General features: G+C 68.9%; 17 protein-coding genes. 11 read left to right on the top strand and 6 right to left on the bottom strand.

What is annotated here, in order from left to right; translation table 11 throughout:
- Positions 1 to 3: 3 nt before the first annotated feature.
- Together ACIBTM_RS31400 and ACIBTM_RS31405 are read right to left on the bottom strand one after the other, a co-directional pair.
- Positions 4 to 756, bottom strand: a complete 753-nt coding sequence (locus ACIBTM_RS31400; RefSeq protein WP_395880769.1) for a hypothetical protein — start codon at positions 754 to 756, stop codon at positions 4 to 6.
- Between the two features lie 4 nt (positions 757 to 760).
- Positions 761 to 1,351, bottom strand: coding sequence for a papain-like cysteine protease family protein (locus tag ACIBTM_RS31405; protein ID WP_395880770.1), 591 nt, complete (start codon positions 1,349 to 1,351; stop codon positions 761 to 763).
- Between the two features lie 385 nt (positions 1,352 to 1,736).
- Between ACIBTM_RS31405 and ACIBTM_RS31410 the strand changes: the two genes are divergently transcribed.
- From ACIBTM_RS31410 to ACIBTM_RS31425, 4 genes are all read left to right on the top strand, one after another.
- Positions 1,737 to 4,565: a LuxR C-terminal-related transcriptional regulator gene (locus tag ACIBTM_RS31410; RefSeq protein WP_395880771.1), complete on the top strand. Its 2,829-nt coding sequence runs from the start codon at positions 1,737 to 1,739 to the stop codon at positions 4,563 to 4,565.
- A 172-nt stretch (positions 4,566 to 4,737) separates the two neighbouring features.
- Positions 4,738 to 6,195, top strand: a complete 1,458-nt coding sequence (locus ACIBTM_RS31415; RefSeq protein ID WP_395880772.1) for a trypsin-like serine protease — start codon at positions 4,738 to 4,740, stop codon at positions 6,193 to 6,195.
- 27 nt (positions 6,196 to 6,222) lie between these two features.
- The gene (locus ACIBTM_RS31420; RefSeq protein ID WP_395880773.1) at positions 6,223 to 7,761 is read left to right on the top strand and encodes a S8 family serine peptidase; all 1,539 of its coding nucleotides are present in this window, start codon (positions 6,223 to 6,225) and stop codon (positions 7,759 to 7,761) included.
- A gap of 123 nt (positions 7,762 to 7,884) precedes the next feature.
- Positions 7,885 to 8,727, top strand: a complete 843-nt coding sequence (locus tag ACIBTM_RS31425; protein ID WP_395880774.1) for an alpha/beta fold hydrolase — start codon at positions 7,885 to 7,887, stop codon at positions 8,725 to 8,727.
- Here ACIBTM_RS31425 and ACIBTM_RS31430 read toward each other — a convergent pair.
- Positions 8,714 to 9,664, bottom strand: a complete 951-nt coding sequence (locus tag ACIBTM_RS31430; protein WP_395880775.1) for a hypothetical protein — start codon at positions 9,662 to 9,664, stop codon at positions 8,714 to 8,716. The two genes, ACIBTM_RS31425 and ACIBTM_RS31430, sit on opposite strands and share 14 nt — an antisense overlap.
- A gap of 214 nt (positions 9,665 to 9,878) precedes the next feature.
- On the opposite strand from ACIBTM_RS31430, the gene ACIBTM_RS31435 reads away from it, so the two are divergent.
- Positions 9,879 to 16,250: an Ig-like domain-containing protein gene (locus tag ACIBTM_RS31435; RefSeq protein ID WP_395880776.1), complete on the top strand. Its 6,372-nt coding sequence runs from the start codon at positions 9,879 to 9,881 to the stop codon at positions 16,248 to 16,250.
- 108 nt (positions 16,251 to 16,358) lie between these two features.
- Here ACIBTM_RS31435 and ACIBTM_RS31440 read toward each other — a convergent pair whose 3' ends face one another.
- On the bottom strand, positions 16,359 to 16,778 hold the full coding sequence (locus tag ACIBTM_RS31440) for a RidA family protein (RefSeq protein ID WP_395880777.1): 420 nt from the start codon (positions 16,776 to 16,778) through the stop codon (positions 16,359 to 16,361).
- A 106-nt stretch (positions 16,779 to 16,884) separates the two neighbouring features.
- Between ACIBTM_RS31440 and ACIBTM_RS31445 the strand changes: the two genes are divergently transcribed.
- Positions 16,885 to 17,535 (top strand): maleylpyruvate isomerase family mycothiol-dependent enzyme, encoded by a 651-nt coding sequence (locus ACIBTM_RS31445; protein ID WP_395880778.1) that lies wholly within the window; start codon positions 16,885 to 16,887, stop codon positions 17,533 to 17,535.
- Here the strand turns inward: ACIBTM_RS31445 and ACIBTM_RS31450 are convergent.
- Positions 17,526 to 17,855, bottom strand: a complete 330-nt coding sequence (locus ACIBTM_RS31450) for a rhodanese-like domain-containing protein (protein WP_016335231.1) — start codon at positions 17,853 to 17,855, stop codon at positions 17,526 to 17,528. The genes ACIBTM_RS31445 and ACIBTM_RS31450 overlap by 10 nt on opposite strands.
- A gap of 81 nt (positions 17,856 to 17,936) precedes the next feature.
- On the opposite strand from ACIBTM_RS31450, the gene ACIBTM_RS31455 reads away from it, so the two are divergent.
- From ACIBTM_RS31455 to ACIBTM_RS31470, 4 genes are all read left to right on the top strand, one after another.
- Entirely contained in the window at positions 17,937 to 18,512 is a 576-nt protein-coding gene (locus ACIBTM_RS31455) for a TetR/AcrR family transcriptional regulator (RefSeq protein WP_395880779.1), read from the top strand.
- Positions 18,513 to 18,541: 29 nt separating this feature from the next.
- On the top strand, positions 18,542 to 18,928 hold the full coding sequence (locus ACIBTM_RS31460; protein ID WP_395880780.1) for a hypothetical protein: 387 nt from the start codon (positions 18,542 to 18,544) through the stop codon (positions 18,926 to 18,928).
- Positions 18,929 to 18,982: 54 nt separating this feature from the next.
- Complete coding sequence (secD, locus tag ACIBTM_RS31465; protein ID WP_395880782.1) at positions 18,983 to 21,259, top strand: protein translocase subunit SecD; 2,277 nt, start codon at positions 18,983 to 18,985, stop codon at positions 21,257 to 21,259.
- 90 nt (positions 21,260 to 21,349) lie between these two features.
- The gene (locus ACIBTM_RS31470) at positions 21,350 to 22,537 is read left to right on the top strand and encodes a cation:proton antiporter (RefSeq protein ID WP_395880783.1); all 1,188 of its coding nucleotides are present in this window, start codon (positions 21,350 to 21,352) and stop codon (positions 22,535 to 22,537) included.
- A gap of 7 nt (positions 22,538 to 22,544) precedes the next feature.
- Here ACIBTM_RS31470 and ACIBTM_RS31475 read toward each other — a convergent pair whose 3' ends face one another.
- Positions 22,545 to 23,855, bottom strand: a complete 1,311-nt coding sequence (locus ACIBTM_RS31475; RefSeq protein ID WP_395880784.1) for a hypothetical protein — start codon at positions 23,853 to 23,855, stop codon at positions 22,545 to 22,547.
- A gap of 162 nt (positions 23,856 to 24,017) precedes the next feature.
- Between ACIBTM_RS31475 and ACIBTM_RS31480 the strand changes: the two genes are divergently transcribed.
- A complete protein-coding gene (locus ACIBTM_RS31480; protein ID WP_395880785.1) occupies positions 24,018 to 25,001 on the top strand; it encodes a LysR substrate-binding domain-containing protein in 984 nt (327 codons plus the stop codon).
- Positions 25,002 to 25,072: the final 71 nt, after the last annotated feature.

Here is a 25,072-nt window from a genome sequence, read left to right on the forward strand (position 1 = left end):
CGCTTACTGCTTGCGGAGCCGCAGTGTGACGGCCGTGCCCGCGGCGGCGAGGAAGACCGCGCCGAGCGCGTACGGCCACCACGGCACTTCGGTGTCGCCCACCGGGGCGGCACCGTAACCGCCGGCGGCACCGGTGCGGTCGTAGGTCGAGCCGGGCAGTTTGTCGCCGTAGCGGCTCTGCAGGGCTTCGCGGTAGGCGGCGAGCGACATCTTCTCGCCGGTCTTCACCACCGACGAGCCGTCGAGGACGGTCACGGTGTCGCCGTCGACGGCGTACCAGGCGCCCGCCTGAGGTTCGCTCAGGAGGTAGCCCTTGCCGACCTGCGCTGCGAGGCGCTTTTCGACGTCACCCGAGGCGACGTTGTAGACCGACCAGCCCGAGCCTTCACGCTGCGACCACACGGTCGCGGCGTCACCGTTGCCCAGGGTCGCCGGTGTGGCGACGTAGGCGAGTTCGGCCGGGACGGTGGAGGTGCCGGCGATGAAGGCGGCGGTCGGCTGGTAGACCGCCACCGGTGTCCGCGGATCGGCCTTGGCGGTTTTGGCCGCGAGGGCCGTGTCCGCCTTGGCCGCGCCGGGGAACTGCGCCGTGGCGAGCCGCTGGGTGGTCGCGTCACTGGTGACCACTGTGGACACCGCGGCGAGGTCGGCGGCGGTGGGCGCGCCGCTGGGGGCGTCGGCGGCGGAGGACTGCCCGCCGAGCGCCAGTGACAGTCCGATGGCGAGGATCGTGGCGCCGAGGAAGGTTCGCTTCATGGTTTCAGTCCTTGATCCCGTAGACGGTGTGGGTCCAGGTGAACGAGTTGTTGGACCGGTAGGCGCTGTAGCTCATCTGGTTGTAGCGGGGGTTCGAGCCCCACGGGTCGCCGAAGTACACCGTCGTCGCGCCGTTGGTGTTGTCGTAGCCGTAGAGCACGTGCATATGCCCGCCGCCGTTGCGCCAGCCGATCCGGGTGCCGATCGGCTGCCGCGCGTCGACCTGGCTCTTGATGGAGGCGAAGCTCAACGTCTGGCCGGAGGAGCTGTAGGTGCCGACGTTGCTGAACCCGAGCCAGCGGAACACGCGCTGCTGATCGCTCAGGTAGCCCTGGTTGTTCGCGCAGTCCGAACCGGACTCGTTGTGCGCGATCTGGCAGAACTTCGTCTGCGTGAGGGAGTGCCCCCACCAGGCGGCGATGGTGTTGCCACTGGCGTCCCAGCACCAGTTGCTCTTCTCCTGGGCCTGCATCTTGATCGGGATCGTGGTGGCCGCCGTGACGGCGGGCTCCGCGGCGGCGGGCGCCTGCAAGGCGACCAGCGCGGCGATACCGGCGCAGGCCGTGGCCAGCCCGCGCCTGAACGAGGTCTTCACCGTCGGAACACTCCTAACTGGATGGTCGAACGCGAAGCAGGCGCGGCGGCTACCCGAAAGGGACAGGTGGGGACTTCGGCTACCCGAATGGGTGGCGGACCGGCGCGAGCAGGGGGACTTGCGCTGTGGTGAGATAACGGAGGGGCACTGCGAACAGTCTGAGATTCACCCTCCGGTGGACTCATGGCAAGGTTCGCGGCAATACCTAAGGGTCCGTATTGCCGCCGCGGGAGCCGGTGTCACCGCAGGTCGTCGTCGGCCGATCGAGTTAACGGCGCGGCGAAGTCGTGACTCCGTTGGTGTGGACCAGCGGAAAGCGCGCGGCTCGTGGTCACTGTTCGTGTTCCCACCTTTCGGCGGGTGTCCGCTCGGTATGGTCCCGAACATGCCGACGATCGGTACGGCACCGGTGTTCGTGGCCCGCGACACCGAACTGGCCGAACTGGTGCGCGTCGCCTCACGCCCGCCGTCGGTCGCCGTCGTCGAGGGCGAACCGGGGGTGGGCCGGAGCCGTCTGCTCGAAGAACTGGCCGCCCATCCCGCGATCGCGTCCCGGGTGGTCTGGTCCGCCCGGTGCGGTTCCTTCTCGCGGCCTTGCCGGCTGGCGCCATTGGTCGACGCGCTGCTCGGGAAGAGCGCCGTGGCCGCCGCCCACGCGGCGGGCTTCTCCCCGGTGACCGGTGTCCTGCGGCGGCTCGTCCCCGAATGGTCGCCGTGGCTGCCACCGTTCCCGGAGAACGCGGACGCGGAGACCGTCCGGCAGCAGGAGTTCCGTGCCGTGCGGGAGGTATTGACGGGCTGTGGTCCGGCGGTGCTGATACTCGACGACGTCCACTGCGCGGACGACGACACGTGGGAGTTCCTGCGCGGGCTCGCGGCTTCCCCCACAGCGGCGCTGAGCGTGGTGGTCAGCGCGGCCGGGTGCGGGCCGCGGCGTTTCCCGCCGTTGCGCGAGACCGCCGCGCAGATCTCGCTCACGGCGTTCACCGCCGTCCAGGTGGGGACGTTGCTGGACGCCTCCTTCGGCCGCTGCGCGCCGGATTTCGCCGAAGCGGCGCACCGGCGGACATCGGGGATCGCCGTCGACCTGACGGCGTTGGTCCAGAGCCTCGGCGACACGGCCGAAGCGCTTTCGGCCGACAGGCTGGCATCGGCGACGGTGCCACCGATCGTGCGGAGCCGGGTTTCCGGGCTGATGGCGGCCATCGGACCCGCCGCCCGGGACGTCGTCCGCGCGGCCGCGGTGCTGGGTTCGCCCGCCGGGGAGCCGGATCTGTGCGCGGTCGCGGCGGCGCCGTCCGCGGAGATCGACGGCGCGGTCACCGAAGCCGTGGAAACGGGACTGCTGCGGGATCTCGACCGCGGCCGCTATGTCTCGGGGAGCCCGTTGATCGCCGAGGCGGTCTACGCGTTGCTCCCCGGGCCTCAGCGGTGCGCGATGCACGGACGCGCCGCCGCCCGGCTGTCCGCGAGCGCCGAACCCTTCGCGTCGCTCATCGCCCGTCACGCACGGCTGGCGGGTGACATCGCCGCGTGGACTCAATGGACCGGTGTCGCGGTCGACAACGCCATCGAGGACGGCCGGACCGAGGAAGCCGGCCGTCTGCTCGAAGCGGCCTTGCGGGACACGGATCTGCCGCGCACCGCGCGCGAATCGTTCGCCGTCCGGCTGGGGAGGGAACTGCCGCGCAGTATCGCGCACGCCGGCACGGTGCGGCTGCTGCGAGAGATCCTTCGTGAATGGCCGCTGAGCAAGGCCGCGCGGGGCGAGATCCGGGTCCACCTCGGGCAGGTGCTGATCAATCAGGTGGGCAAGGTCGAAGCGGGCAGGCTGGAGATCGAACTGGGCGCGGCCGACCTCGGCAGGCGCCAGGCGCTGCTCGCCAGGGGGCTGGTCACCCTGGCGCTGCCGCATATCGGGACGGTCCCGGTCGAGGAGAACTTCCGCTGGCTCGACGAGGCCGAGCAGGTGAGCAAGGGGGAACACGACGCCGGGCTGCTCGCCGCGATCACCGCCAACCGGCTTTCGGCGCGGATGCAGATCGCCGATCCGGAAGCCTGGCACGAGATCGCCGATCTGCCGCGGGCTCCGGAGTCGGCCGAGGTCTGCCGTCAGGTGGCCCGCACCTACATCAACCTGGCCGACGCGGTGGCGTGGAACGGGCACTATCCGGTGGCGCGCGCCTATCTCGCCACCGCGCGGCGGCTGATCCGCGACGACCACCAGCCCTATCTCGACGCGCTCGCCGACGGTACGGAGCTGCGCTTGGACCTCGCGATGGGGGAATGGGCGAGCGTCGCGGAGAAGGCGCGCGCGATGCTGACGCGGGTCGACAAGGACAGTTCGCTGGCGGCCGAGCCGCTGCTGGTGCTCGGCTGGTACGAGTACGGGCAGCACCGGCCGACGGCGGCCTTGCGCAGTTTCGACGCCGCGTTCGCGCTTTCCGCGGGCAGTGTCCCGGTGCAGGCTTCGGCGTACGCGGGGCGGGTGGCCGTCCATCAGGCGGGCAAGGACCTGCAGGCCGCCCGGCGCCTGGCCGAATTCGGCCTGGAAACGGTGCGCCGCAAGAACAACTGGGTCTGGGCGGCGGAGCTGATGCCGTTCGCCGTGCGCACCATGCTCGGGCTGGGACAGCACGTCGAGGCGCGAGAGCTGCTCGCGGAGTACCGGCAGGGCATCGACGGGAAGGACGCGCCGGTCGCCAACGCTTCGGCACTGTTGTGCCGGGGCATGCTCACGCAGGCGCGTGGCGAGACACTGGCCGCCGGCGAGCTGCTGTTGGGTGCCGCGCAGGCCTACAGCGCGCTGCCTCTCCCGTATTTCGCGGCCTACGCCGACGAACTCGCGGCCGGGTGCTTCTCCGAAGCCGGGGCGCGGGAGCGTGCCGTCGCTTCCTTCACCACCGCGGAGACGACGTACGCGAGCCTCAGCGCCGCTGTGGACGCGCTCCGCTGCCGACGTTCGTTGCGCCGATGCGATCCGGAGATGCCCCGGCGCGGCCGCAAGGGTTACGGCGAAGCGTTGTCCCCGAGGGAACTCGAAGTCGCCAGGCTCGCCGCCCAGAACCTGACGAACCGGGAGATCGGGGAGCGGTTGTTCCTTTCGCCGAGGACGGTCGAGATCCACATCGGACGAGCACTGCGCAAATTGGGGTTGCCTTCGCGCACCGTCCTGACCGAGGACCTGATCGGCGACGGTTCCCAAACCGCCTGACGCCATTCCCTAAGGGTACGTATTCGTCGATCCGATGGGTACGACGCGAGAAACCACAGGTCAAACGGGGTTTCTTTAAATAGTGGAGCGGCCGCCGTATTCCACTATTGTTCCGCTTTCGCCGCCGATCGACAGTTGTCGGGCAGTCGCGATTTCCCGGAAAGGAATCACCGTGAGCAGAAAACGGATCTTCGGCGTGGTCGCCCTGACCATGGCCGCGCTGGCACCGGCGGCGGGCCTCGCCGGTGCCGAACCGGCCGACTCTCTTCGCGCCATCGCCCCGACCGACGCCGCGCCCTTGCCGACCGGCGGCGTCCACGGGCAGAGCATCGGCGGCTCGCCCGTGTCGGTCAAGGACTACCCGTATGCCATCGCCGCCCTGCGGGAAGGCGGTTCGAGGCCGAGGGGGCAGAGCTGCTCCGGCTCCGTCATCGCCCCGAGGAAGGTCCTGGTCGCGGCCCACTGCAAGGAGCTGGCCGGCGAGAAGAGTGTCCTTTATGGACTCGACGACCTGAAGAGCGCGGGCGGCACGCAGCTGAAGGCCGTCGACTACCAGGTCCACCCCAAGTTCACCCAGCCCTGGTACGGCTACGACGTCGCGGTGATCACCGTCGATGGTGACATCCCGGTGCCGCCCGGCGGCTACGCGAAGGTCGCCACCTCCGCCGACACCGGACTGGAGACACCCGGCAAGGACGGGTTCAGCCTCGGCTACGGCAAGAAGGACATCAACGACACCACGCAGGACGTCACACTGCACAAGCTGACCCTGCCGATCGTGAACGCGAGCCAGTGCACCGGCGTGGAGAACGGCGTCGACCCGAAGACGATGATCTGCGCCGGCTACTCCGACGGCCGCAAAACCATCCTCCCCGGTGACAGCGGTGGCCCGTTCGTCGTCAATGGGAAGGTCACCGGACTCGCTTCCTGGAGCCGCAGCGATTTCCGCTGGTACAGCGTCTACAGCAGGCTCAACAACGACATGGGGGACTGGGTCGCCCAACAGATCGGCGGCGAGCAGCCGGGTGACGTCTTCACGCTCGCGGCTTCGCCGTCGTCGGTGAAGGTCCTGCCGGGCAAGTACGTGTCGGCGAGTGTCACGAGCAAACCGGGCAAGAACGGCGCCGAGAGTGTCACGCTTTCCGCGTCGGGATTGCCCGAAGGTGCCAAGGCCACGTTCCAGCCCGCGACGATCAAGGCGGGCGAGGTCGCCAAGCTGACCATCGAGACCGCCGCCGGAACCCCGGAAAAGACCTACCAGGTCACTATTTCCGGGAAGGGAACCACCGACACGGCCACCGCGGGGCTCTCGCTCACCGTCGGCGCGGGCGAACCTCCCGTCGGTGACCTGAAGGTGACGGTGAACCCGTCGTCCGGATCCGGCCGCGCGGGCTCGCTCGTGAGCGCCACCGTCACCGCGACCGGCGGCACGGGTTCGATCACGTTGTCCGCCAGTGGTTCCGGGCTGCCGGTCAACCCGTTCTTCTCACCGCAGACCGTATCGAGTGGCGGCAGTTCGACCATGCAGGTCTTCGCGCCGTTCCAGCCCGGCACGTATCCGGTCACGGTGACCGCCAAGGACGGCGGCGGCAAGACCGCGACCACCACGTACACCCTCACCGTCCAGTGACCTTCGCCGAAACAGAGGTGATCTCCCATGCGTGACAAGACGAAAACGCTGCTGGCGCTCGGTCTGCTGAGCCCGCTGCTCGCGCTCGGCGCCGGATCGGCCGTCGCCGCCGAAGCCGAAGGCACGGTGATCCCCGCCAAGGAGCACTACGGCGACCAGTACATCGTCGTCCTCCACGACGTCGCGGCGGCCGGGCAGACGGCTTCCGCCGAGCTGGCCAAGCGATACGGCGGGGAGGTCCGTTCGGTGTGGACGGCGGCTCTCCGCGGGTTCTCGGCCAAGAGCATGACCCCGGCCGAGGCGCGCCGGCTGGCCGCGGATCCGTCGGTCAAGGCGGTGTACGAAGACGGCACCGCACGTGGCACCGGCACCCAGCAGAACCCGACCTGGGGGCTGGACCGGGTCGACCAGAAGAGTCTTCCGCTCGACAAGGCCTACACCTATCCCAACGAAGGCTCGGGTGTCACCGCGTACGACCTCGACAGCGGCATCAACCCCTCGAACCCGGAATACGAAGGCCGCGCCAGCCTCGGCAAGGACTTCATGGGCGGGGACGGCTCGGACTGCCACGGGCACGGCAGCCACACCGCGGGCACGATCGGCAGCAAGACCTACGGTGTCGCGAAGAAGGTCAAGATCGTCGGACTGAAAGTACTGGGCTGTAACAACTCCGGACCGGACTCGGGCATCATCGACGCCGTCGACTGGGTGACCGCCAACGCGCGGAAACCCGCCGTCGCGAACATGAGCCTCACCATGGACGCCCCCGGTGTCGGGGACGACGCGGTGAAGCGGTCGATCGCGTCGGGCGTCGTGTACGGGGTGGCGGCGGGCAACGCCTCCACCGACGCGTGCGACACGAGCCCGGCGCGGGTGCCCGAGGCGATCACGGTCAACGCCTCGGACTCCGCCGACAACCGGTCTTCGTTCTCCAACTACGGAAGCTGCACCGACATCTTCGCGCCAGGGTCGAACATCACGTCGCTGAGCCCGAGCAGTGGCGGTTCGGCGGTGATGAACGGAACGTCGATGGCGACGCCGCACGTCGTCGGGGCGGCCGCGCTCTACCTGTCGGCCAATCCGGGAGCCACCCCGCAGCAGGTGCGGGACGCGCTGGTGAACGGCGCGACCGCGGGCGTCATCAAGAACGCGGGCAGTGGTTCGCCGAACAAGCTGCTGAACGTGTCGTTCATCGGCAGCGGCGGCCCCGGCCCGAACTGCGGGGCCAAAGCGAACACCACGCCGGTGTCCATTCCGGACGCCGGGGCGGCCGTGACCAGTTCCGTGACCCAGGAAGGCTGTGACGGCAAGGCTTCCGCTTCCTTGTCGGTCAAGGTGGACGTTTCGCACACCTACAGCGCCGACCTCGTCCTCGACCTGATCGGACCGAGCGGCAAGGCCTACCGCCTCAAGAACTCCGGCGGTGTCGGCTCGGCCGGTGGCGTGCACGAGACCTTCACCGTCGACGCCTCCGCCGAAACGGCCAACGGCACCTGGAAGCTGAGCGCCCAGGACGTCTACCGGTTCGACACCGGCAGCATCGACGGGTTCACCGTGACGTTCTGAAATCACCGAGACTCGCCGGCAGGGCGGGGAGGGAAAGCACCGGCGGGGCCGCTTTCGGCGGCCCCGCCGGTGTCCGTTCGACACGCCTTGACACGAGGTAAGCCTACCCTTAGTTTCCCACTGATGACCCACACCCAAGGCGAGCCCGAATGGGTCGTCACCCGTGACGGCAGACGGCTCTACGCGATGGTGCATCCGGGGCCCGAGGGCTTCACCGGGCCGACGGTCGTGTTCGAAGCCGGCGCGGCCGCCACCCGGTCGTCCTGGGCGGCGGTCCAGCCGGAGGTCGGCCGCCACACCCGCGCGATCGCCTACGACCGCTCCGGGCTCGGCCGCAGCGCCCCCGATCCCGGCGGTCGCACGCTGCGCCGGATGGCCGACGATCTCAACGACGTCCTCGACCATTTCGGCCCGGGACCGTATGTCCTCGCCGGGCACAGCGCGGGCGGGCCGATCGTGCGGCAGGCCGCCGCCCGCCGTCCGGAGCGGATCGCCGGGCTGGTGCTGGTCGACCCGACCGACGAAGCGGCCGAACTGCTCTTCGGCCGGGCTTTCCGCACCGGTGAACGCGTCATGCTCGGGGCCGGTGCCGTGCTCGCACGGCTGGGCCTGCTCAAGGTCGTCTTCCGTGGTCTGCTGCGGGACATCCCGGACGACGTCCGCCGTGATCTCGAACGGGAGGCGTTCACCACCGGGACGGTGCGGACCCAGCGAGAGCAGGCCCGCACCTTCCTCGACGAACTGGCTCGCTGGCGGCACGATCCGCCGGTGCTCGGCGACATTCCGCTCACGGTCGTGTCCGGCGGGCTCGGCCGAGGCGGGATGAGAGTGCGGGCGAACGCGTCCCACGCCCACCGGGTGACCCTTTCGCCGGTCGGCAGGCACGTGATCGCGGAGCGGTCCGGCCACTACGTCCCGAAGACCGAGCCCGAGGTGATCGTCCGCGAGATCGTCAGGATGACGTGAGCGCCAGCCGCAGGTCTTCATAGGTCGGGGCGAGCGTCCGGAGGGTCGCGGCGGCACGTGCGTCGTCCTCGACGACGAGGTCGTATTGCAGGGAGCCGATCAGCCGCGCCTGCGTGGTGAGGACGGCGGCGGCGTCTTCGTGGCCGACCCGGCGCAGGCACGTCGCGGCGTCGTTCGTTCGCCGCGCGCCGAGGCGCACCACGAAATGGACGAGCAGGCCGCGCAGCTCCGGGTCGCAGCCGTTGCCGATCCGGTCGGCGAGCGCGAGGGCGGCGTCGCCGTTGCCCACGGTGCCGGGCGGGAGTCCGGTGTCCTTTTCGCCGCTGAGCCGCCTGATCGCCCGGGGGAGCGCCGCGACGATCGCGGCTTCTTCCCCGACGACGGTGTGCCGCACGAAATTCGTCCGCATCGTGTGCGGTTCGCCGTAGGCGACGGTTTCGGCGAGCCAGGCGGCGGCGAAATCCTTCCGGGGGATCCGCGCGTACGGATATCCCTGCGGATCGTGGACGGTGACGGACTCGTCGTCCGCGGCGAGCGCGACCAGGAAATGGTCGGCGCCGATCGGGCCGGTCATTCCCGGCTGATGGCGCAGATGTCCCATTTCGACCGGGCCGATCAGGACCGGCCCGTCCGAAAGGCTCTCGGCGAGCCGGGCGAACGCGGCGTCCGGATCCGGCTCGCTCGTCGTTTCCGCGCTCCAGCCGAGGACGTCGAGTGCTTCTCCGATACCGAGATCGGGATCCCAGCCGAAGGCGTCGAAGAACGGCAGCGTTCCGCCTATCAGCTGAATGCCGAAGGGACTGCCGGTCACGGTTTCGAGCACGTCGGCACCCGGAGCCTCCGCACCGAGCAGCATCGCGAGGGAATGGGTATAGCAATAGGGGCCGGAGCCACGATAAGGGGTTTCGATCACGCGTTCGACAATGCCGGATTTCACGCCGAAACGCCACCTCGACCTTTGTCCGTTGTGGACGGTCTTTCATCACCCGTCCGGGGGTTTCGGGGCCACTTAACGGGTTTTATCCAGGAGACACCGCAGTTCCCGCTTGCCGCCGACGATCTTGCCGACCCAGGATGACCCGTGAATCGGGCTCGCTGTCCCCGTCGTCCCGACCTGGGCCGACGGGAGCGAGGGGTGAGGCGGAGGCGGCATGGCGGAGCGTCGTGGGCGGAATCGGTGGCGCCGGGGCGTGGCACTGCTCACAGTGGTCGTCGTGGCCCTGCTGATGGGCGCCCCGCTGCCCGCGAGCGCCCGGATCCAGCCGCGTGGAGCGGGCACCGAGCGGCCGATCGGGCCGGAGCCGGTGTACTCCGGGCTGGCGCACGGCGGCATCACGATGGCGGCCAACTCCGTCGTGCAGTGCGGCGTCGGCGTCGTCTGCAACGAGTCCACGAGCAACGCGAGCCCGGTGTCGTGGATCAAGACCGACCCGGCCGCGCCCGGCAACACCGCGTCCGCGGCGAACCTGAACGTCCCTGCCGGCGCGAAGGTGCTCAACGCACGGCTGTACTGGCAGTTCAACCCGGTCGCCAGCAGCGGGACCTCCGGCGACGGCAGCCGGGGCAACCAGGTCTCCGTCAAGGTCCCGGGTTCCGGCGCGTACCAGCGCATCACCGCCGAAACCTATGACTGGTTCCCCGCCACCACCACGGGCGGATCCCCGACGTTGTACGCCTACGGCGGCGCGGCCGACGTCACGTCGCTCGTGACGAACGCCGGCACCGGGGAGTACACGGTCGCCGACATCCAGGCCTGCCAGGGTCAGTCGATCAGCCGGACGAACCTCGGCTGCTGGGGTGGCTGGTCGCTGGTGGTGGCCTACGAACTGCCCAGCGAGCCGCTGCGGTACCTGCAGGTCTGGGACGGGATGCAGGTGGTCGCGGGCGGCAACACGCCGAGTTCGGCCACCATCGTGTTGAGCGGCATCAAGGCCCCGACCTCGCGTCAGCCCAACGTCGAGCTCGGCATCGTCGCGGGCGACGGCGACGCGCCCATCGCCGGCGACTACCTCCAGGTCGGCCCGAACGCCTCCAGTCTGCAGACGATCGCCATGCCCGCCCCCGGCGGGGTGGCGACCAACAACGCCTTCAGCAGCCGTATCGACCGGGTCACGGCCACCGGTTCGGGCACGAACGTCACGTCGCGGACTCCCAATCCGGTCAACAACGTCGGGTACGACGCCCGCAGTATCGACATCACCGGCAAGGTCCCCGCGGGGACCACCGGGCTGGAGGTGAAGATCGGCACCGTCGGCGACGCGCTGTACCCGCAGACGATCTGGCTCGTCACCGACGCGCTCGAACCGGACCTGCAGATCACCAAGGCCAACGACCCGGTCGGCAACACCGACGACAACCCGCCGGGCTACGTCACCAAGGGCGGCGAGGTCACGTACACCTTCGATGTCGCCAACCGGCACGCCGACGGCTCCGTCACCGACCTCGACACCGCGACGAACGTCGTGCTCACCGACACCCTGCCCGACGGCGTCACGTTCGTGGCCGGGTCCAACCCGGACTGTTCGGCCGCCGGCCAGGTGGTCACCTGCAACCTGCGGAATCTGAAGCCCGGGGAGTCACAGAAGGTCGCCTTCAAGGTCAAGGTCGGGCTCGATGTGCCGGATGGCACCAAACTCGACAACACCGGCGAGCTGACCTTCCGCGGCGAGGACACCGGACGGCCGCAGGACCGCACGTCGAACACGGTGCGGAACACGGTCGCCTCGCCCGGGTACCAGCTGACGAAGACGGTCGACCTCGCCGAGGCGATCCCCGGCGACACCCTGACCTACCAGGTGACCCTGCGGAACACCGGTGTCATCCCTGTCCCCGCGCTCACGGTGCGCGACACGCTGCCGCCGGGAACGACCTACGTGTCGTCCAGTCCCTCGAAGGGCACCGCGTCGGGAACCGGGCCGATCGACTGGGCCGTGAACGGTCTCGCGGTCGGGGAGACCGCCACGCTGACCTTGCGCGTGAAGGTCGAGGAAGCCGCCATCGGCAAGGAACTGGTGAACCGCGCGAATGTCCCGACCGGGCCGCCGCCGGTCGTCCCGCCGGACAACCGCTGCCCGGACGATCCCGCGGCCGCGTGTGTGAACACCAAGGTGCCGTCGCCGTCGTACACGGTGACGAAGACCGCGGACAAGGAGTCCGCCGACCCCGGCGACACCGTGCGCTACAAGGTCGTCGTCGCCAACACCGGCAAGGTGACCGCGGCGGACCTCAAGGTCGTGGACGATCTGGCCGGGGTGCTGGACGACGCGGTCTACCAGAACGACGCCACCGCGTCGCCCGGCTCGGTGTCCTATGTGGAACCGAAGCTGACCTGGACCGGCACGCTCGCCGCCGGGCAGAGCGCGGAGTTCACCTACTCGGTCAAGGTGAAGAGCCCGAACACCGGTGACAACCGGCTCAAGAACGTGGTGACGTCGGAGACGCCGGGTGGGAACTGTCCGCCGGGTTCGACGGATCCGAAGTGCGGTACGACGACGCCGGTGTCGGGGTTGCTGATCGAGAAGTCGGTGGACAAGCAGTCGGCGAATCCCGGCGATGTCGTGAAGTACACGGTCACGGTGCGGAACACGGGCCAGACGAAGCTGACCGGTGCGACGTTCACCGATGATCTGACGCAGGTTCTCGACGACGCGGATTATCAGAACGATGGTGCGGCGACGATCGGCGGTGTCACGTACGCGGCGCCGAAGCTGACGTGGACGGGCGATCTCGAAGTCGGTGCCACGTCGACGGTCACGTACACGGTCAAGGTGAAGAATCCCAACCCGGGCGACGATGTGCTGAAGAACGCGGTGTCGTCGGAGACGCCGGGTGGGAACTGTCCGCCGGGTTCGACGGATCCGAAGTGCGGTACGACGACGCCGGTGTCGGGGTTGCTGATCGAGAAGTCGGTCGACAAGCAGTCCGCGAACCCTGGCGACGTGGTGAAGTACACGGTCACAGTGCGGAACACCGGCCAGACAAAGATTTCCGGTGCGACGTTCACCGATGATCTCACGCAGGTTCTCGACGACGCGGATTACCAGAACGATGGTGCGGCGACGATCGGCGGTGTCACGTACGCGGCGCCGAAGCTGACGTGGACCGGCGATCTGGAGATCGGCGCCACGTCCACGGTCACGTACACGGTGAAGGTCAAGAATCCCAACACCGGTGACAAGAAGTTGTCCAATGTGGTCACTTCGGAGACGCCGGGTGGGAACTGTCCTCCAGGGTCCACGGATCCGAAGTGCGGCACCACCACGCCGGTTTCGGGGTTGCTGATCGAGAAGTCGGTGGACAAGCAGTCGGCGAACCCTGGCGATGTCGTGAAGTACACGGTGACCGTGACGAACACCGGGCAGACGAAGCTGACCGGCGCGACCTTTACTGATGACCTGACGCAGGTTCTCGACGACGCGGATTACCAGAACGATGGTGCGGCGACGGTCGGTGGTGTCACGTATGCGGCGCCGAAGCTGACGTGGACGGGAGACCTCGAAGTCGGCGCCACGTCGACGGTCACGTATACGGTGAAGGTGAAGAACCCCAACACGGGTGACAACGTGCTGAAGAACGCGGTGTCGTCGGAGACGCCGGGTGGGAACTGTCCGCCGGGTTCGACGGATCCGAAGTGCGGCACCACCACGCCGGTGTCGGGGCTGACGATCGAGAAGGCGGTGGACAAGCAGTCGGCGAATCCCGGCGATGTTGTGAAGTACACGGTGACCGTGACGAACACCGGGCAGACGAAGCTGACCGGCGCGACGTTCACCGATGATCTGACGCAGGTTCTCGATGACGCGGATTATCAGAACGATGGTGCGGCGACGGTCGGTGGTGTCACGTATGCGGCGCCGAAGCTGACGTGGACGGGAGACCTCGAAGTCGGCGCCACATCGACGGTCACGTACACGGTGAAGGTCAAGAATCCTGTCCCGGGCGACAAGAAGCTCATCAACACGGTCACTTCCGAGACGCCGGGCGGGAACTGTCCGCCGGGGTCGACGGATCCGAAGTGTGGCACCACGACGCCGGTGTCCGGCTTGAAGATCGAGAAGTCGGTGGACAAGCAGTCGGCGAATCCCGGCGATGTCGTGAAGTACACGGTGACCGTGACGAACACCGGCCAGACGAAGATCTCCGGTGCGACGTTCACCGACGATCTCACGCAGGTTCTCGACGACGCTGACTACCAGAACGATGGTGCGGCGACGATCGGCGGTGTCACGTATGCGGCGCCGAAGCTGACCTGGACCGGCGATCTCGAAGTCGGTGTCACCGCCACGGTGACCTACACGGTCAAGGTGAAGAGCCCGAACACCGGCGACAACCGGCTCAAGAACGCGGTGACGTCGGAGACGCCGGGCGGGAACTGTCCGCCGGGGTCGACCGATCCGGACTGCGGCACGGAGACCCCGGTCTCGGGCCTGGAGATCAAGAAGACGGTCGACAAGCAGTCCGCGAACCCTGGTGACGTCGTGAAGTACACGGTCACGGTCACCAACACCGGCCAGACGAAGCTGACCGGTGCCACGTTCACCGACGATCTCACGCAGGTTCTCGACGACGCCGTTTACCGGAACGACGGCGCGGCGACCATCGGCGGTGTCACCTATGCGGCGCCGAAGCTGACCTGGACCGGCGATCTCGAAATCGGCGCCACCGCCACGGTGACCTACACGGTCCAGGTGAAGAACCCGGGCGACGGTGACAAGAAACTGTCCAATGTGGTCACTTCGGAGACACCGGGCGGGAACTGCCCGCCGGGGTCGACCGATCCGGACTGCGGCACGACGACCCCGGTCTCCGGGCTGCTCATCAAGAAGACCGCCGACAAGAAGTCGGTCGACCCCGGTGACACGGTGAAGTACACGATCACCGTCACCAACACGGGGCAGACCGTACAGGCCGGCGCCACGTTCACCGACGACATGACCGAGGTCCTGGACGACGCCGACTACCAGAACGACGGCGCGGCGACCATCGGCGGCGTCACCTACGCGGCGCCGAAGCTGACGTGGACCGGTGACCTCGGTATCGGGCAGACCTCGACCATCACCTACACGGTCAAGATCAAGAACCCGAACCCCGGCGACAAGAAACTGTCCAATGTGGTCACTTCGGACACGCCGGGCAACAACTGCCCGCCGGATTCGACCGATCCGAACTGTGTCGCGGACGTGCCGTCCCGCGAACTGACGGTCAAGAAGACGTCGGACAAGCAGACCGCGAACCCGGGCGACGTCGTCACCTACACCGTGACCGTCACCAACACCGGCAAGGTGCCCCTGGTCGGCGAGGACGCCGCACGGGTCACGGACGACCTGTCCGAGGTACTGGACGACGCCGACTACTCCGACGACGCCACGTCGGCCCCGGTCGCCGGGACGTTCTCCTTCGCCGCGCCGAACCTGGTGTGGGTGGGCGATCTCCCGGTCGGGGCGACGACCACGCTGAAGTATTCGGTGAAGGTGAAGAACCCGGTGACGGGCGATCACGAACTGCGGAACACCGTCAGCACCAACACCCCGGGCACCTGCCCGCCGCAGTCCGACGACCCGGCGTGTTCGACCGTCACCCCGGTGCCCGGGATCTCGCTGGAGAAGAAGGCGGACAAGGCCACGGCGAACCCGGGCGACGTCGTGAAGTACACGGTGACCGTGCGCAACACGGGCAAGACGAAGCTGACCGGTGCCACGTTCACCGACGATCTCACCGAGGTCCTCGACGATGCCGTGTTCCAGAAGGACGGTGCGGCGACGATCGGCTCGGTGACCTACGAGGAACCGAAGCTGACCTGGACCGGCGACCTGGAGATCGGGCAGACGTCGACGGTCACGTACAGCGTCAAGGTCACCAAGACCGACGGCGACGGCAAGCTGACCAACGTGATCACGTCCGACACTCCGGGCGGCAACTGCCCGCCGGGCAGCAAGGATCCGAAGTGCGGCACGACGACACCGCTGTCCAGCTTGAAGATCAAGAAGACGGTCGACAAGACGGAAGCGAAGCCGGGCGAGGTCGTCACGTACACGGTCACGGTGGAGAACACCGGGCAGGCCGTGGTGGACGACGCGACGTTCACCGACGACCTGAGCCAGGTGCTGGACGACGCGACCTTCGACGGCACCGCGAAGGCGAGCATCGGAACGGTCACTTACTCCGCGCCGAAGCTCACCTGGAAGGGCGAGCTGAAGCCGGGGGAGAAGGCGACCGTCACCTACGCGGTCACCGTGCGGAAGCCGGCGACCGGTGACCACCGCCTCCGCAACGTCGTCACGTCGGACACGCCTGGCGGCAACTGCCCGCCGGGTTCGGCGAACCCCGACTGCGGTACCGACACCCCGGTGCCGCCGACGCCGCAGCCGCCGGAGAAGCCGAACCCGCAGCCGCCGGGCACCCCACGTCCGCCCGGTCTGGCCGTGACCGGCTCACCGGTGAAGACGATGACGGTGCTGGCGTTCGGGATGCTGGCCATCGGCGCGCTGCTGCTCCTCGCCGGACGGAGGCGCCGGGAGTCCTGACCGGACGGCACGCGTGTCTGGGTGGACGGCACGCGTGTCTGGACGGACGACACACGGTGGGACCGCGGCCGCGCCGGTGTCGTCCGTCTGATCACGTGTGTCGTCCGCTCAATCACGCGAAAGTGCCGGTACCGCGAGCAGCGCTTCCACCTCGACGGCGAGTTCCGGCCGGGCCAGCGCCGCCACGACGATCAGTGACTGGGCGGGCCAATCCGCTTCCGGGTACCAGCGGGTGAAGGTCTCGCGCATCGCCGTGCGGAACCCGGCGAGGTGTTCGGTGCCGGACAGCATGCTGAACACCTTGACCAGGTGCTCAGGCCCGGCCCCCGCGGCTTCGAGGAGCCGTTCGAGGTTGGCGAGCAACGCGCGCGTCTGTGACTCGGCGTCGGGCCCGGCGAGTTCGCCGTCGGGCAGGATGCCGATCTGACCGGAAACGACCACGAGTTCGTGATCGGCGGGCACGCGGACCAGATGGCTGTACGGGCCGATCGGCGCCGCCACGGTCTCCGGATTCCAGCGCTGGATCATCAGTCCCCTTTTTCTCGTCTGCTGAGGAAATCGCCTCCAACGTACCGATGATTCCGGGCCGCGTCGGGAGTCTCACCTTCGACAACGACGACTGGAAGGGTTCCGGATGACGGATTCAGGAACGAAGACCGAGGTCTGGCCGCTGATCCACACCGAGCGGGCGGCGCTGGCGGACGACCTCGCGGAGCTCACCGAGGAGCGATGGGAGACGGCGTCGCTGTGCGCCGGGCTGACGGTGCGCGAGGTGCTCGCGCATCTCACCGCGGGGGCGAGCCTCACGCCGTCGAGGTGGATGGCCGGGGTGATCCGCTGCCGGTGGGATTTCGACAAGCAGGTCGCCATGCGGCTCGCCGAGCAGTTGGGGGACGACGGCGCCGAAACGCTGGAACGCTTCCGCCGCGTGGTCACCAGCACGACGAAACCGCCCTTGCCGAAGATGGCGATGCTGGGTGAAGCGATCGTGCACGGCGAGGACATCCGCCGTCCGCTCGGCCTTCGCCGCGACCACCCGATCCCCGTCCTCACCGCGCTGGCCGGGTACTACGGGAGCTCGGACATGGTGGTGACGGCGAAGGGGCGCATCGGCGGGCTGCGGTTGCAGGCCACCGACGGCCCCTTCACCGCCGGGTCCGGGCCGCTCGTCTCGGGCACGACACTGGCACTGATCATGGCCATGACCGGACGGACGGCCTACCTCGCCGAACTCGACGGCGACGGGGTCCCGACCCTGCGGGAGCGCGTCCCTGCTCAGACCTGAGATTCGAGGGGCAGGCCCGCGCCGGCCCAGTCCTCGATGCCTTCCCGGTACTTGCGGACGTCGGTGTAGCCCAGCGCGGTGAGCCGGTCGGCGACCTGGCCGCTGTTGGGGCAGGCGGGGTTCGAGCAGTAGGTGACGATGGCGGCGCCGCGATCGGGCAGCACGGTCGCGGCGTGCGCGTCGACGTCGGCGAGGACGAGGGGAACGGCGCCGGGCAGATGCTGCTTGGCGTAGTACTCGCCACCCAGCGCGTCGACCACCGTCACGGTCTTCGCGTCGATCGCGGCCTTCAGCTCGTCACGGGTGATGAGTGCGGTCATGTCGCTACCTCCAGTTAATCGGACTATAGTCCGCATGTGCCTCACGACCATAACGGACCGCAGTCCGCTTTTGCAACCTCGTTGGAGCTTCTGCGCACGCCGCCGTCCAAGGAGCGTGCCGACGCCGCCCGCAACCGGGCCGCGATCCTGGACGCGGCGGCGTCACTGTTCGCCGAGCACGGGGTCGAAGCGGTGTCGATGGATCAGGTGGCGGCGGCCGCGGGAGTGGGCAAGGGGACGCTCTTCCGCCGCTTCGGTGACAAGGCGGGGCTGGCCGTCGCGCTGCTGGACGCGCGGGAACGCCTGCTCCAGGAAGGAATCCTGCACGGGCCGCCCCCGCTGGGCCCTGGCGCTCCGCCTGCCGACCGGCTGGTGGCCTTCGCCGGCGCGTACCTCGACTACGTGCTCGAACATCTGCCGCTGGTGCGGATGTCGGAGACCGCCGCGCCGGGCGCGCGCTACCGCATCGGGGCCTACCGGTTCTGGCACCGGCACGTCGCGATCCTGCTCGACGGCACCCCCGATCCCGAGCACGCGGCGCACGCCCTGCTGGCCCCGCTGGCGGCCGAGCATCTGACCGCCTTGCTGCCGGAACTGGGGGAGGACCGCGTCCGCGCCGGGATCACGCGCCTGTGGCGGCAGGCCGGATCCCAGTAGGGTGTCGGCGAGAACCCAGGAGTGTGTCGATGATGGTGGCGAGCCGAAGGACGGCCAGGCAGGCCGTGCCGGTGCTGCTCGCCGCCGTCCTGACCGCGCTCGGCCTGTTCTTCGCGCTCCACTCCGGCGGTTCCGCTTCGGCGGACGAGTCGCGCGGGGTGAACGCGACGGTCGATTCCTCGGTCTCCAAGGCCGTCGCGCCGGTGCGTGCCGCGGGCAGGCTCGCCGCCGAACCCGCGCTCCTGGGTGTGCACGGTCACGGTGATCTGCCTCTCTTCGGCGCCGTCCCGCACGGGCCCGCGTCGACGACACTGCTCCGCCTCGGCGAACTCCACGACGACGTCACCCTTCCCTCGCGCGCGGCGAACCGGCTCGCGCTGGGTGATCGCGCTCCTCCTTTCCCGGTAGCCGTCTGACGCTCACGGGCGCGTACTCGCGTGCCCGAACCGGGAAATCACAAGGAGAACTTCGTGCCGCGCGAAACCGCGCGGCGAGGCATGACCGGGCGAGCCGTCGTCTCGCTGGTCGTCCTCGCCGCGACCGTGTACCTGTTGCTGACCACCGCCCCGAGACTGGGGCTCGATCTGCGTGGTGGCACGCAGATCGTGCTGGAGACCAAGGATTCGCCCACCGTCACCGCCGACGCGGAGACCACCGACCGGACACTGGAGGTGCTGCGCCGCCGCGTCGACGCGCTGGGTGTCGCCGAGCCGATGCTGGCCCGTTCGGGAGACAACCGGATCATCGTCGAACTGCCCGGCGTCCGGGATCCGCGCGAGGCCGTCGAAGTGATCGGCCGCACCGCGCAGCTGTCCTTCCATCCCGTGCTCGCCGCGGGCGCCGCCCCCGGCGACTCCCGTGTCCTCGACGACGAAAGCGGTCAGCCGATCACTCTCGGACCCGCCGCCCTGACCGGCGAAGGCGTCGACGAGGCGCTGTCGTCGATCGATTCGCAGGGCGGCGGCTGGCTCGTTTCGGTCGACTTCAAAGGGGATTCCGGTCGTGCCTGGGAACGGCTGACCGGGCAGGCCGCCTGCTCGCCGCCGGGGGATCCCGCCCGCCGGGTGGCGATCGCCCTCGACGACAAGGTGATCTCGTCGCCACAGGTGAGCCCTCAGGTCGCGTGCGGGGTCGGGATCGTCGGCGGGAGCACGCAGATCACCGGGCGGTTCTCGCCGGCCGAAGCCAAGGATCTGGCGTTGCTGATCAACGCCGGCGCGCTGCCGACCCCGGTCGAGATCATCGAGCAGCGCACCGTCGGCCCCACCCTCGGCGCCGCCGCCATCGACGCCAGCGCCCGCGCCGCCGTGATCGGACTGGCGCTGACCGCGCTGTTCCTGCTCGCGGTGTACCGGCTGGCCGGGCTGATCGCCGTCGGTGCGCTGGTGGCGTACGCGGCCGTGTCCTATGCCGCGCTGCTCGCCGTCGGCGCGACGCTGACCTTGCCGGGGCTCGCCGGATTCGTGCTGGCCATCGGGATGGCCGTCGACGCCACCGTGCTCGTCTTCGAAAGGGCGAGAGAAGAGCACTCGGTCAAACGGGGCGGCACGCTGCCACGCTCGGTCAGCCGCGGGTTCAGCGGCGCGTTGTCGGCGATCGTCGATTCGAACGTGACCACCCTGCTCGCCGCGGGCCTGTTGTTCTGGCTGGCGTCCGGACCGGTGCGCGGCTTCGGGGTGACGCTGTCGATCGGCGTCGTCGTCGCGTTGTTCATCTCGCTGGTGCTCACGCGGTTGCTGCTGCACCTCACGATGCGAGGCGTGGTCGCGCGCAGACCGCGGTTGTCCGGGCTGACCCACGAGGGCCGCGTCCGCCGGTGGGTGAACCGCCGCGATCCCGAGTTCCTCGGGAAACCCCGGCGCTGGCTGATGGTGGCGGGCGCGATCGTGATCGCCGCGATCGCGGGATTGTTCGTGGCCGGGCCGAACCTCGGCGTCGAATTCACCGGCGGCCGGGTCATCGAATACAGCACCTCGGCGCCCGCGGACGTCGAGCGGGTCCGCGACGCCGTCTCCGACGCCGGATTCCCCCGCGCCGTCATGCAGATGTCCGGTGAGCAGGACATCTCGGTCCGCACCGAGCCGATCGACGAGGACGCCACCGAACGGATCCGGACCGCCGTCGCCGGGGTCGCCGGGGACGCCACCGAGATCCGCGACGAGCAGATCGGCCCGAGCCTCGGCGCCGAACTGCGCACCAAGGCGGTGATCGCGCTCGGCCTCGCGGTGCTGGCCCAGCTGATCTACCTGGCGGTGCGGTTCGATTGGCGGCTCGGCCTGGCCACGGTGGCCGCGCTCGCCCAGGACGTCCTGATCATCCTCGGGATCTTCGCCTGGCTGGGCAAGTCCATGGACGGCGTCTTCCTCGCCGCACTGCTGACGGTGATCGGCTATTCGGTCAACGACTCGGTGGTGGTCTTCGACCGGGTGCGGGAAGTGCGGGGACAACGCCGCAAGGAGCCGTTCTCGCGCGTCGTCGGCACGGCGGTACTGCAGACGTTGCCACGGACGATCAACACCGGCATCGGCGTGCTGTTCGTCCTCGGGGCGCTGCTGGTCCTCGGGGACGGATCGCTGGCCGACTTCGCCCTCGCGCTCCTGCTCGGTCTCGTCGCGGGCACAGTGTCCACAGTGGCCACGGCGGGGCCCGTCGCGATCCTGCTCGACAAGCGGTGGCCCGGGGCCGGACGGCCGGCCCGGAAGGCGTCGCCCACACGACAGCGGGACGACAACGGCGCGGTGGTGTGATCGACGTCCTTTGTGGACCGCCGCACCCGGTCCGGCCTCTAAGCTCGTTCCCGGTGGCAGGGGAGTCCACCGGGAACGAGGGGCGGGTAGATGATCCAGAGCGTGCTCGTCGGCGCGGTCGTCGTGCTGGCTTGGACGATGACGGCGGCCAGGCTGGAGCGGTGGCAGATCACCGCGCCGATGGCGATGGTCGCGGCCGGGCTGGCGATCGGGTTCAGCACCCGCAACGATCTCGGCAACGGGCTCAACACCGAGATCGCGCTCCACGCGGCGGAACTGATCCTCGCGCTGCTGCTGTTCGTGGACGCAACCGCGGTCAAGGGCGGTTATCTCGGCCACGACGCGAAGACGGCGGTGCGGCTGCTGCTGATCGCGCTGCCGCTGACGATCCTGATCGTCATGGGCGTCGGCCTGCTGGCGCTGCCGGGCCTCGGCTGGGCGGCGGTCCTGCTGATCGCCTGCATCATCGCCCCGACGGATTTCGCTCCGGCGACGTCGGTGGTGCACGACGTCCGCGTGCCCGAACGCGTGCGGCATCTGCTGAACGTCGAGAGCGGCTACAACGACGGCGTCGTCGCGCCGGTCTTCATCTTCGCGCTCACCCTCGCGGGGAGCCAGAACCAGGCGAACACTCCGGGCGAGGCGTTGCAGGCCGCGATCCCGGCGGCGTTGCTGGCCGTGCTGGCGGGCTCCGTCATCGGGGCGGTGGCGGCGGTGGTGATGAACGTGACGGCCAGACACGGCTGGTCGACCCGGCATTCCGCGCGGGTCGCGGCCGTCGCCCTGCCACTGCTGACCTACACCGCGGCCGTCGCGGTCGGCGGCAACGGCTTCGTCGCCGCGTTCATCTGCGGGATGGCGTACAAGACCGCCCGGCACCCCGGTGAAGAGGAACTCGGGCTCGCCGAGGACGTCAGTTCCCTGTGCGGGCTGCTGATGTGGTTCGTCTTCGGCAGCACCGCCGTGCTGGTGCTGTCGTTCGGCCTCACGTGGGGCATCGTGCTCGTCAGTGTCGTCGCGCTGACCGTCGCCCGGCTGATCCCGGTGCTGCTCACCTTGCTGCGGACGGATTTCCGCTGGAAGGACCGGATGACCATCGGCCTGCTGGCACCACGCGGCGCGGCGTCGATCGTGTTCGGGCTGCTGGCTTTCAACTCACTCGACGGGGACGCGGCCGACGTCGCGCTGAGCGTCATGTCGGTGACCGTGCTGGCGAGCGTCGCCGCGCACGGTGTCGGGGCTTCGGCGTTCCTGAACCGCAAGTCGAAGAGACGCTGACCTCGGGTCACTTGCCCGCGGTCTCCACGTCGTCCACGGCCAGGTCGTACGGTTCGGCGCTGTTCCACAACGCCTCCGCCTCGCCCAGGAACGTCCGGTACGCCGCGCCGTCCGCGGGCTGCAGGACGAACTTCGGCTCACCCGCGGCCTGGTAGGTGTAGTACTCGGCGAACAGTGCCGAGCCGGTGGCGATGACCCCGGTGGCGACGGGGTGCGCGACGAGCCGGACGGAGAGGTCGCCGCCGGTCGAGCTCTTCAGTTCGGCCAGCGCCCGTAGTGTGTGGAGGACGCGGTCTCGTGCGTTTTCCGGCGAACGCACGGCGTAGTAGCGGGAGGCCGCCGTGTCGATCGCGGGCGAATGCGGGTCGATCAGCACGAACCGGATCTTCGCCCCGGCGCGCAACCGTTCTTCGAGCTTGCCGTAGTTGTTGTTCACCAGGGTGTTGCGGGCCATCCCGGTGACCAGCAGTTCGCTCGTCCCGTCGATCGCCTCGGCGAGCTCGGGGCCGAAGTCCTCGCTGAACACGGGGCGGCGTGCCCGCGCGACCTGGTCCGCGGCGGACAGCGGCCACGGTGTGCCGTCCTCCCACAACCGTTCGGCCTCGTCGGCGAAGTACCGGTACCAGGGAGCGTCCTTCGGTTCCACTGTGAACACCGGAGCGGCTTCACCGGACGGCCGGTGTTCGTAGTGCTGCACGCAGATCAGGCCCCGCCTGCTCGAGACGTCGAGACAGTTGAAGCCCGCGGACGGGATCGTCGACGACACCCGGATCTCCAGCCTGCCGCCGGCTCTGCTCTTCAACGACGTCAGTTCGTCCAAGGTGGCCAGGATCCGCAGCCGCATCCGGCCCTGTCCGTGACTTCGGGAAATCCGGCGATCGGCGACTTCGACGATCGCTTCGTCGGTCGGATCCAGGACGAGCACCCGGATCCGTCCGCCCGCTTCGAGGATCGACCGGATATCGCTGCGCATACCCTGCACGGTCCTGGTCATCGAATGGCCGATGAGCAGGATGTCGAAGGCCGCCGCGCGCCGGGAGATGAGATCCGCGGGGAATTCCGGTTCGAAGAGCGCCGCGGGGCCGCCGCGATTCGAATCCCGGACTTGTTCGGTCAGCCGCCGCGAGCGGATCTGGGAGAAGGCGAGCAGGGCCAGCAGTGCCGTGACCACGGAGGAAAGTGTCTTGACGTCCGAGATCCCGGTCGCGCCCAGGACGGTGAACGCCAATGCGACGGTGCCCAATACGTACAGATCCAGGTTGTCGTCGGTGATCACGCGCGCCAGCGATCGCCGGATCCGTCCACGCTCGTCCGCCACTGAACCCCCTCGTCGTCGGTTGCGTGGAGACAGTATCGGCCGGACGCCCCGGCGTGCCCGGGATTGGTGACATCGATGGCATACCGCGAACCAAGCGATACGAAGCCATTTGGCTCAACCATTTGTCTGGTCCAGTCCAGTTATGTCTACTAACGTAGAGGGATGGAGCTGGAACTGCGCCACCTGCGCATCATGTGCGCGATCGCCGAACTCGGGAGTATCACCAAGGCGGCGAACACGCTCGGAATGGCGCAGCCTGCACTGACAGCACAACTGAAGCGCATCGAACGGACCCTCGGCGGGAAGCTGTTCCTGCGCGATCACACGGGCACCAGGCCGACCGCGCTCGGCCTCCTCGTCCTCGACAGGGCCAAGATGGTGCTCCCCGCCGTGTCGTCGCTGCACGACGAGGCGGCCCGCCTCGCCCAGCACGCGGGCACCGGTGAGCCGGTGACCTTGCGGCTCGGCTCGGCGACGGGGCCGATGCTGGGGGCGCTCCTGCAACGCCTGGGCACCACCCATCCCGACATCCACGTCGCCACGCATACGTCGTGGTCCGCCAACAAGCTCGCGGACATGACCGCCGAGGGCGCGCTGGACTTCGCCTTCGTCGGCGTCTGCGGAGACGCGGCCCCGCCGCCGGAGCCCGGTCTTCGCTGGCGGACGCTCGCGCATCATCCGGTGTTCGTGCTGATGTCCGCGCGGGACGAGCGCGCGCAGCAGAACGAGGTCGAACTCGCCGCCCTCGCGGACGAACGTTGGTGCGCGACGCCGGGTGATGGCTGCTTCGGCGACTGTTTCGCGTCCGCGTGCGCGCGGTCGGGATTCACACCGCGTTCGTTGTACGAGACCGATGTGCTGACCTGTATCGAGATGGTCGAATCGGGGCACGCGGTGGTGTTGTGCCAGCCGCTGTTCCACGAGATCCCGGGTATCGTCGCGGTTCCGATCGCGGGGAATCCGCTGAGCTGGCGGAATCTCGTCGGCTGGTCGGAGCGCGGGGAGATGGGGCCGTTCGCCGCGGAGATGATCGCGCTGTCGCGCGCGGTGTACGGCGAACTGATCGACCGGCGGCCGACCTACTCCAAGTACCTGGAGTTGAATCCGGGTTATGGCGTCGACTACACGGACGCGGGAGTGGGCTGACCAGCGCAGAAGCGGTCGAAAGGTCCAGTCCACTTGGTGGATATGACCTAAATGGTATGTACCATTTGTAG

Origin of the sequence: Amycolatopsis sp. NPDC049868 (assembly GCF_044461365.1) — a bacterium.
GTDB lineage: Bacteria > Actinomycetota > Actinomycetes > Mycobacteriales > Pseudonocardiaceae > Amycolatopsis.

What these genes read in the sequence shown, in the direction of transcription:
- ACIBTM_RS31440 (WP_395880777.1), bottom strand. Translation starts at nt 16,778, where the DNA reads ATGATCCAGCGCTGGAATCCGGAGACCGTGGCGGCGCCGATCGGCCCG.
- ACIBTM_RS31400 (WP_395880769.1), bottom strand. Translation starts at nt 756, where the DNA reads ATGAAGCGAACCTTCCTCGGCGCCACGATCCTCGCCATCGGACTGTCA.
- ACIBTM_RS31435 (WP_395880776.1), top strand. Translation starts at nt 9,879, where the DNA reads ATGGCGGAGCGTCGTGGGCGGAATCGGTGGCGCCGGGGCGTGGCACTG.
- ACIBTM_RS31450 (WP_016335231.1), bottom strand. Translation starts at nt 17,855, where the DNA reads ATGACCGCACTCATCACCCGTGACGAGCTGAAGGCCGCGATCGACGCG.
- ACIBTM_RS31470 (WP_395880783.1), top strand. Translation starts at nt 21,350, where the DNA reads ATGATCCAGAGCGTGCTCGTCGGCGCGGTCGTCGTGCTGGCTTGGACG.
- ACIBTM_RS31445 (WP_395880778.1), top strand. Translation starts at nt 16,885, where the DNA reads ATGACGGATTCAGGAACGAAGACCGAGGTCTGGCCGCTGATCCACACC.
- ACIBTM_RS31425 (WP_395880774.1), top strand. Translation starts at nt 7,885, where the DNA reads ATGACCCACACCCAAGGCGAGCCCGAATGGGTCGTCACCCGTGACGGC.
- ACIBTM_RS31480 (WP_395880785.1), top strand. Translation starts at nt 24,018, where the DNA reads ATGGAGCTGGAACTGCGCCACCTGCGCATCATGTGCGCGATCGCCGAA.
- ACIBTM_RS31410 (WP_395880771.1), top strand. Translation starts at nt 1,737, where the DNA reads ATGCCGACGATCGGTACGGCACCGGTGTTCGTGGCCCGCGACACCGAA.
- ACIBTM_RS31420 (WP_395880773.1), top strand. Translation starts at nt 6,223, where the DNA reads ATGCGTGACAAGACGAAAACGCTGCTGGCGCTCGGTCTGCTGAGCCCG.
- ACIBTM_RS31460 (WP_395880780.1), top strand. Translation starts at nt 18,542, where the DNA reads ATGATGGTGGCGAGCCGAAGGACGGCCAGGCAGGCCGTGCCGGTGCTG.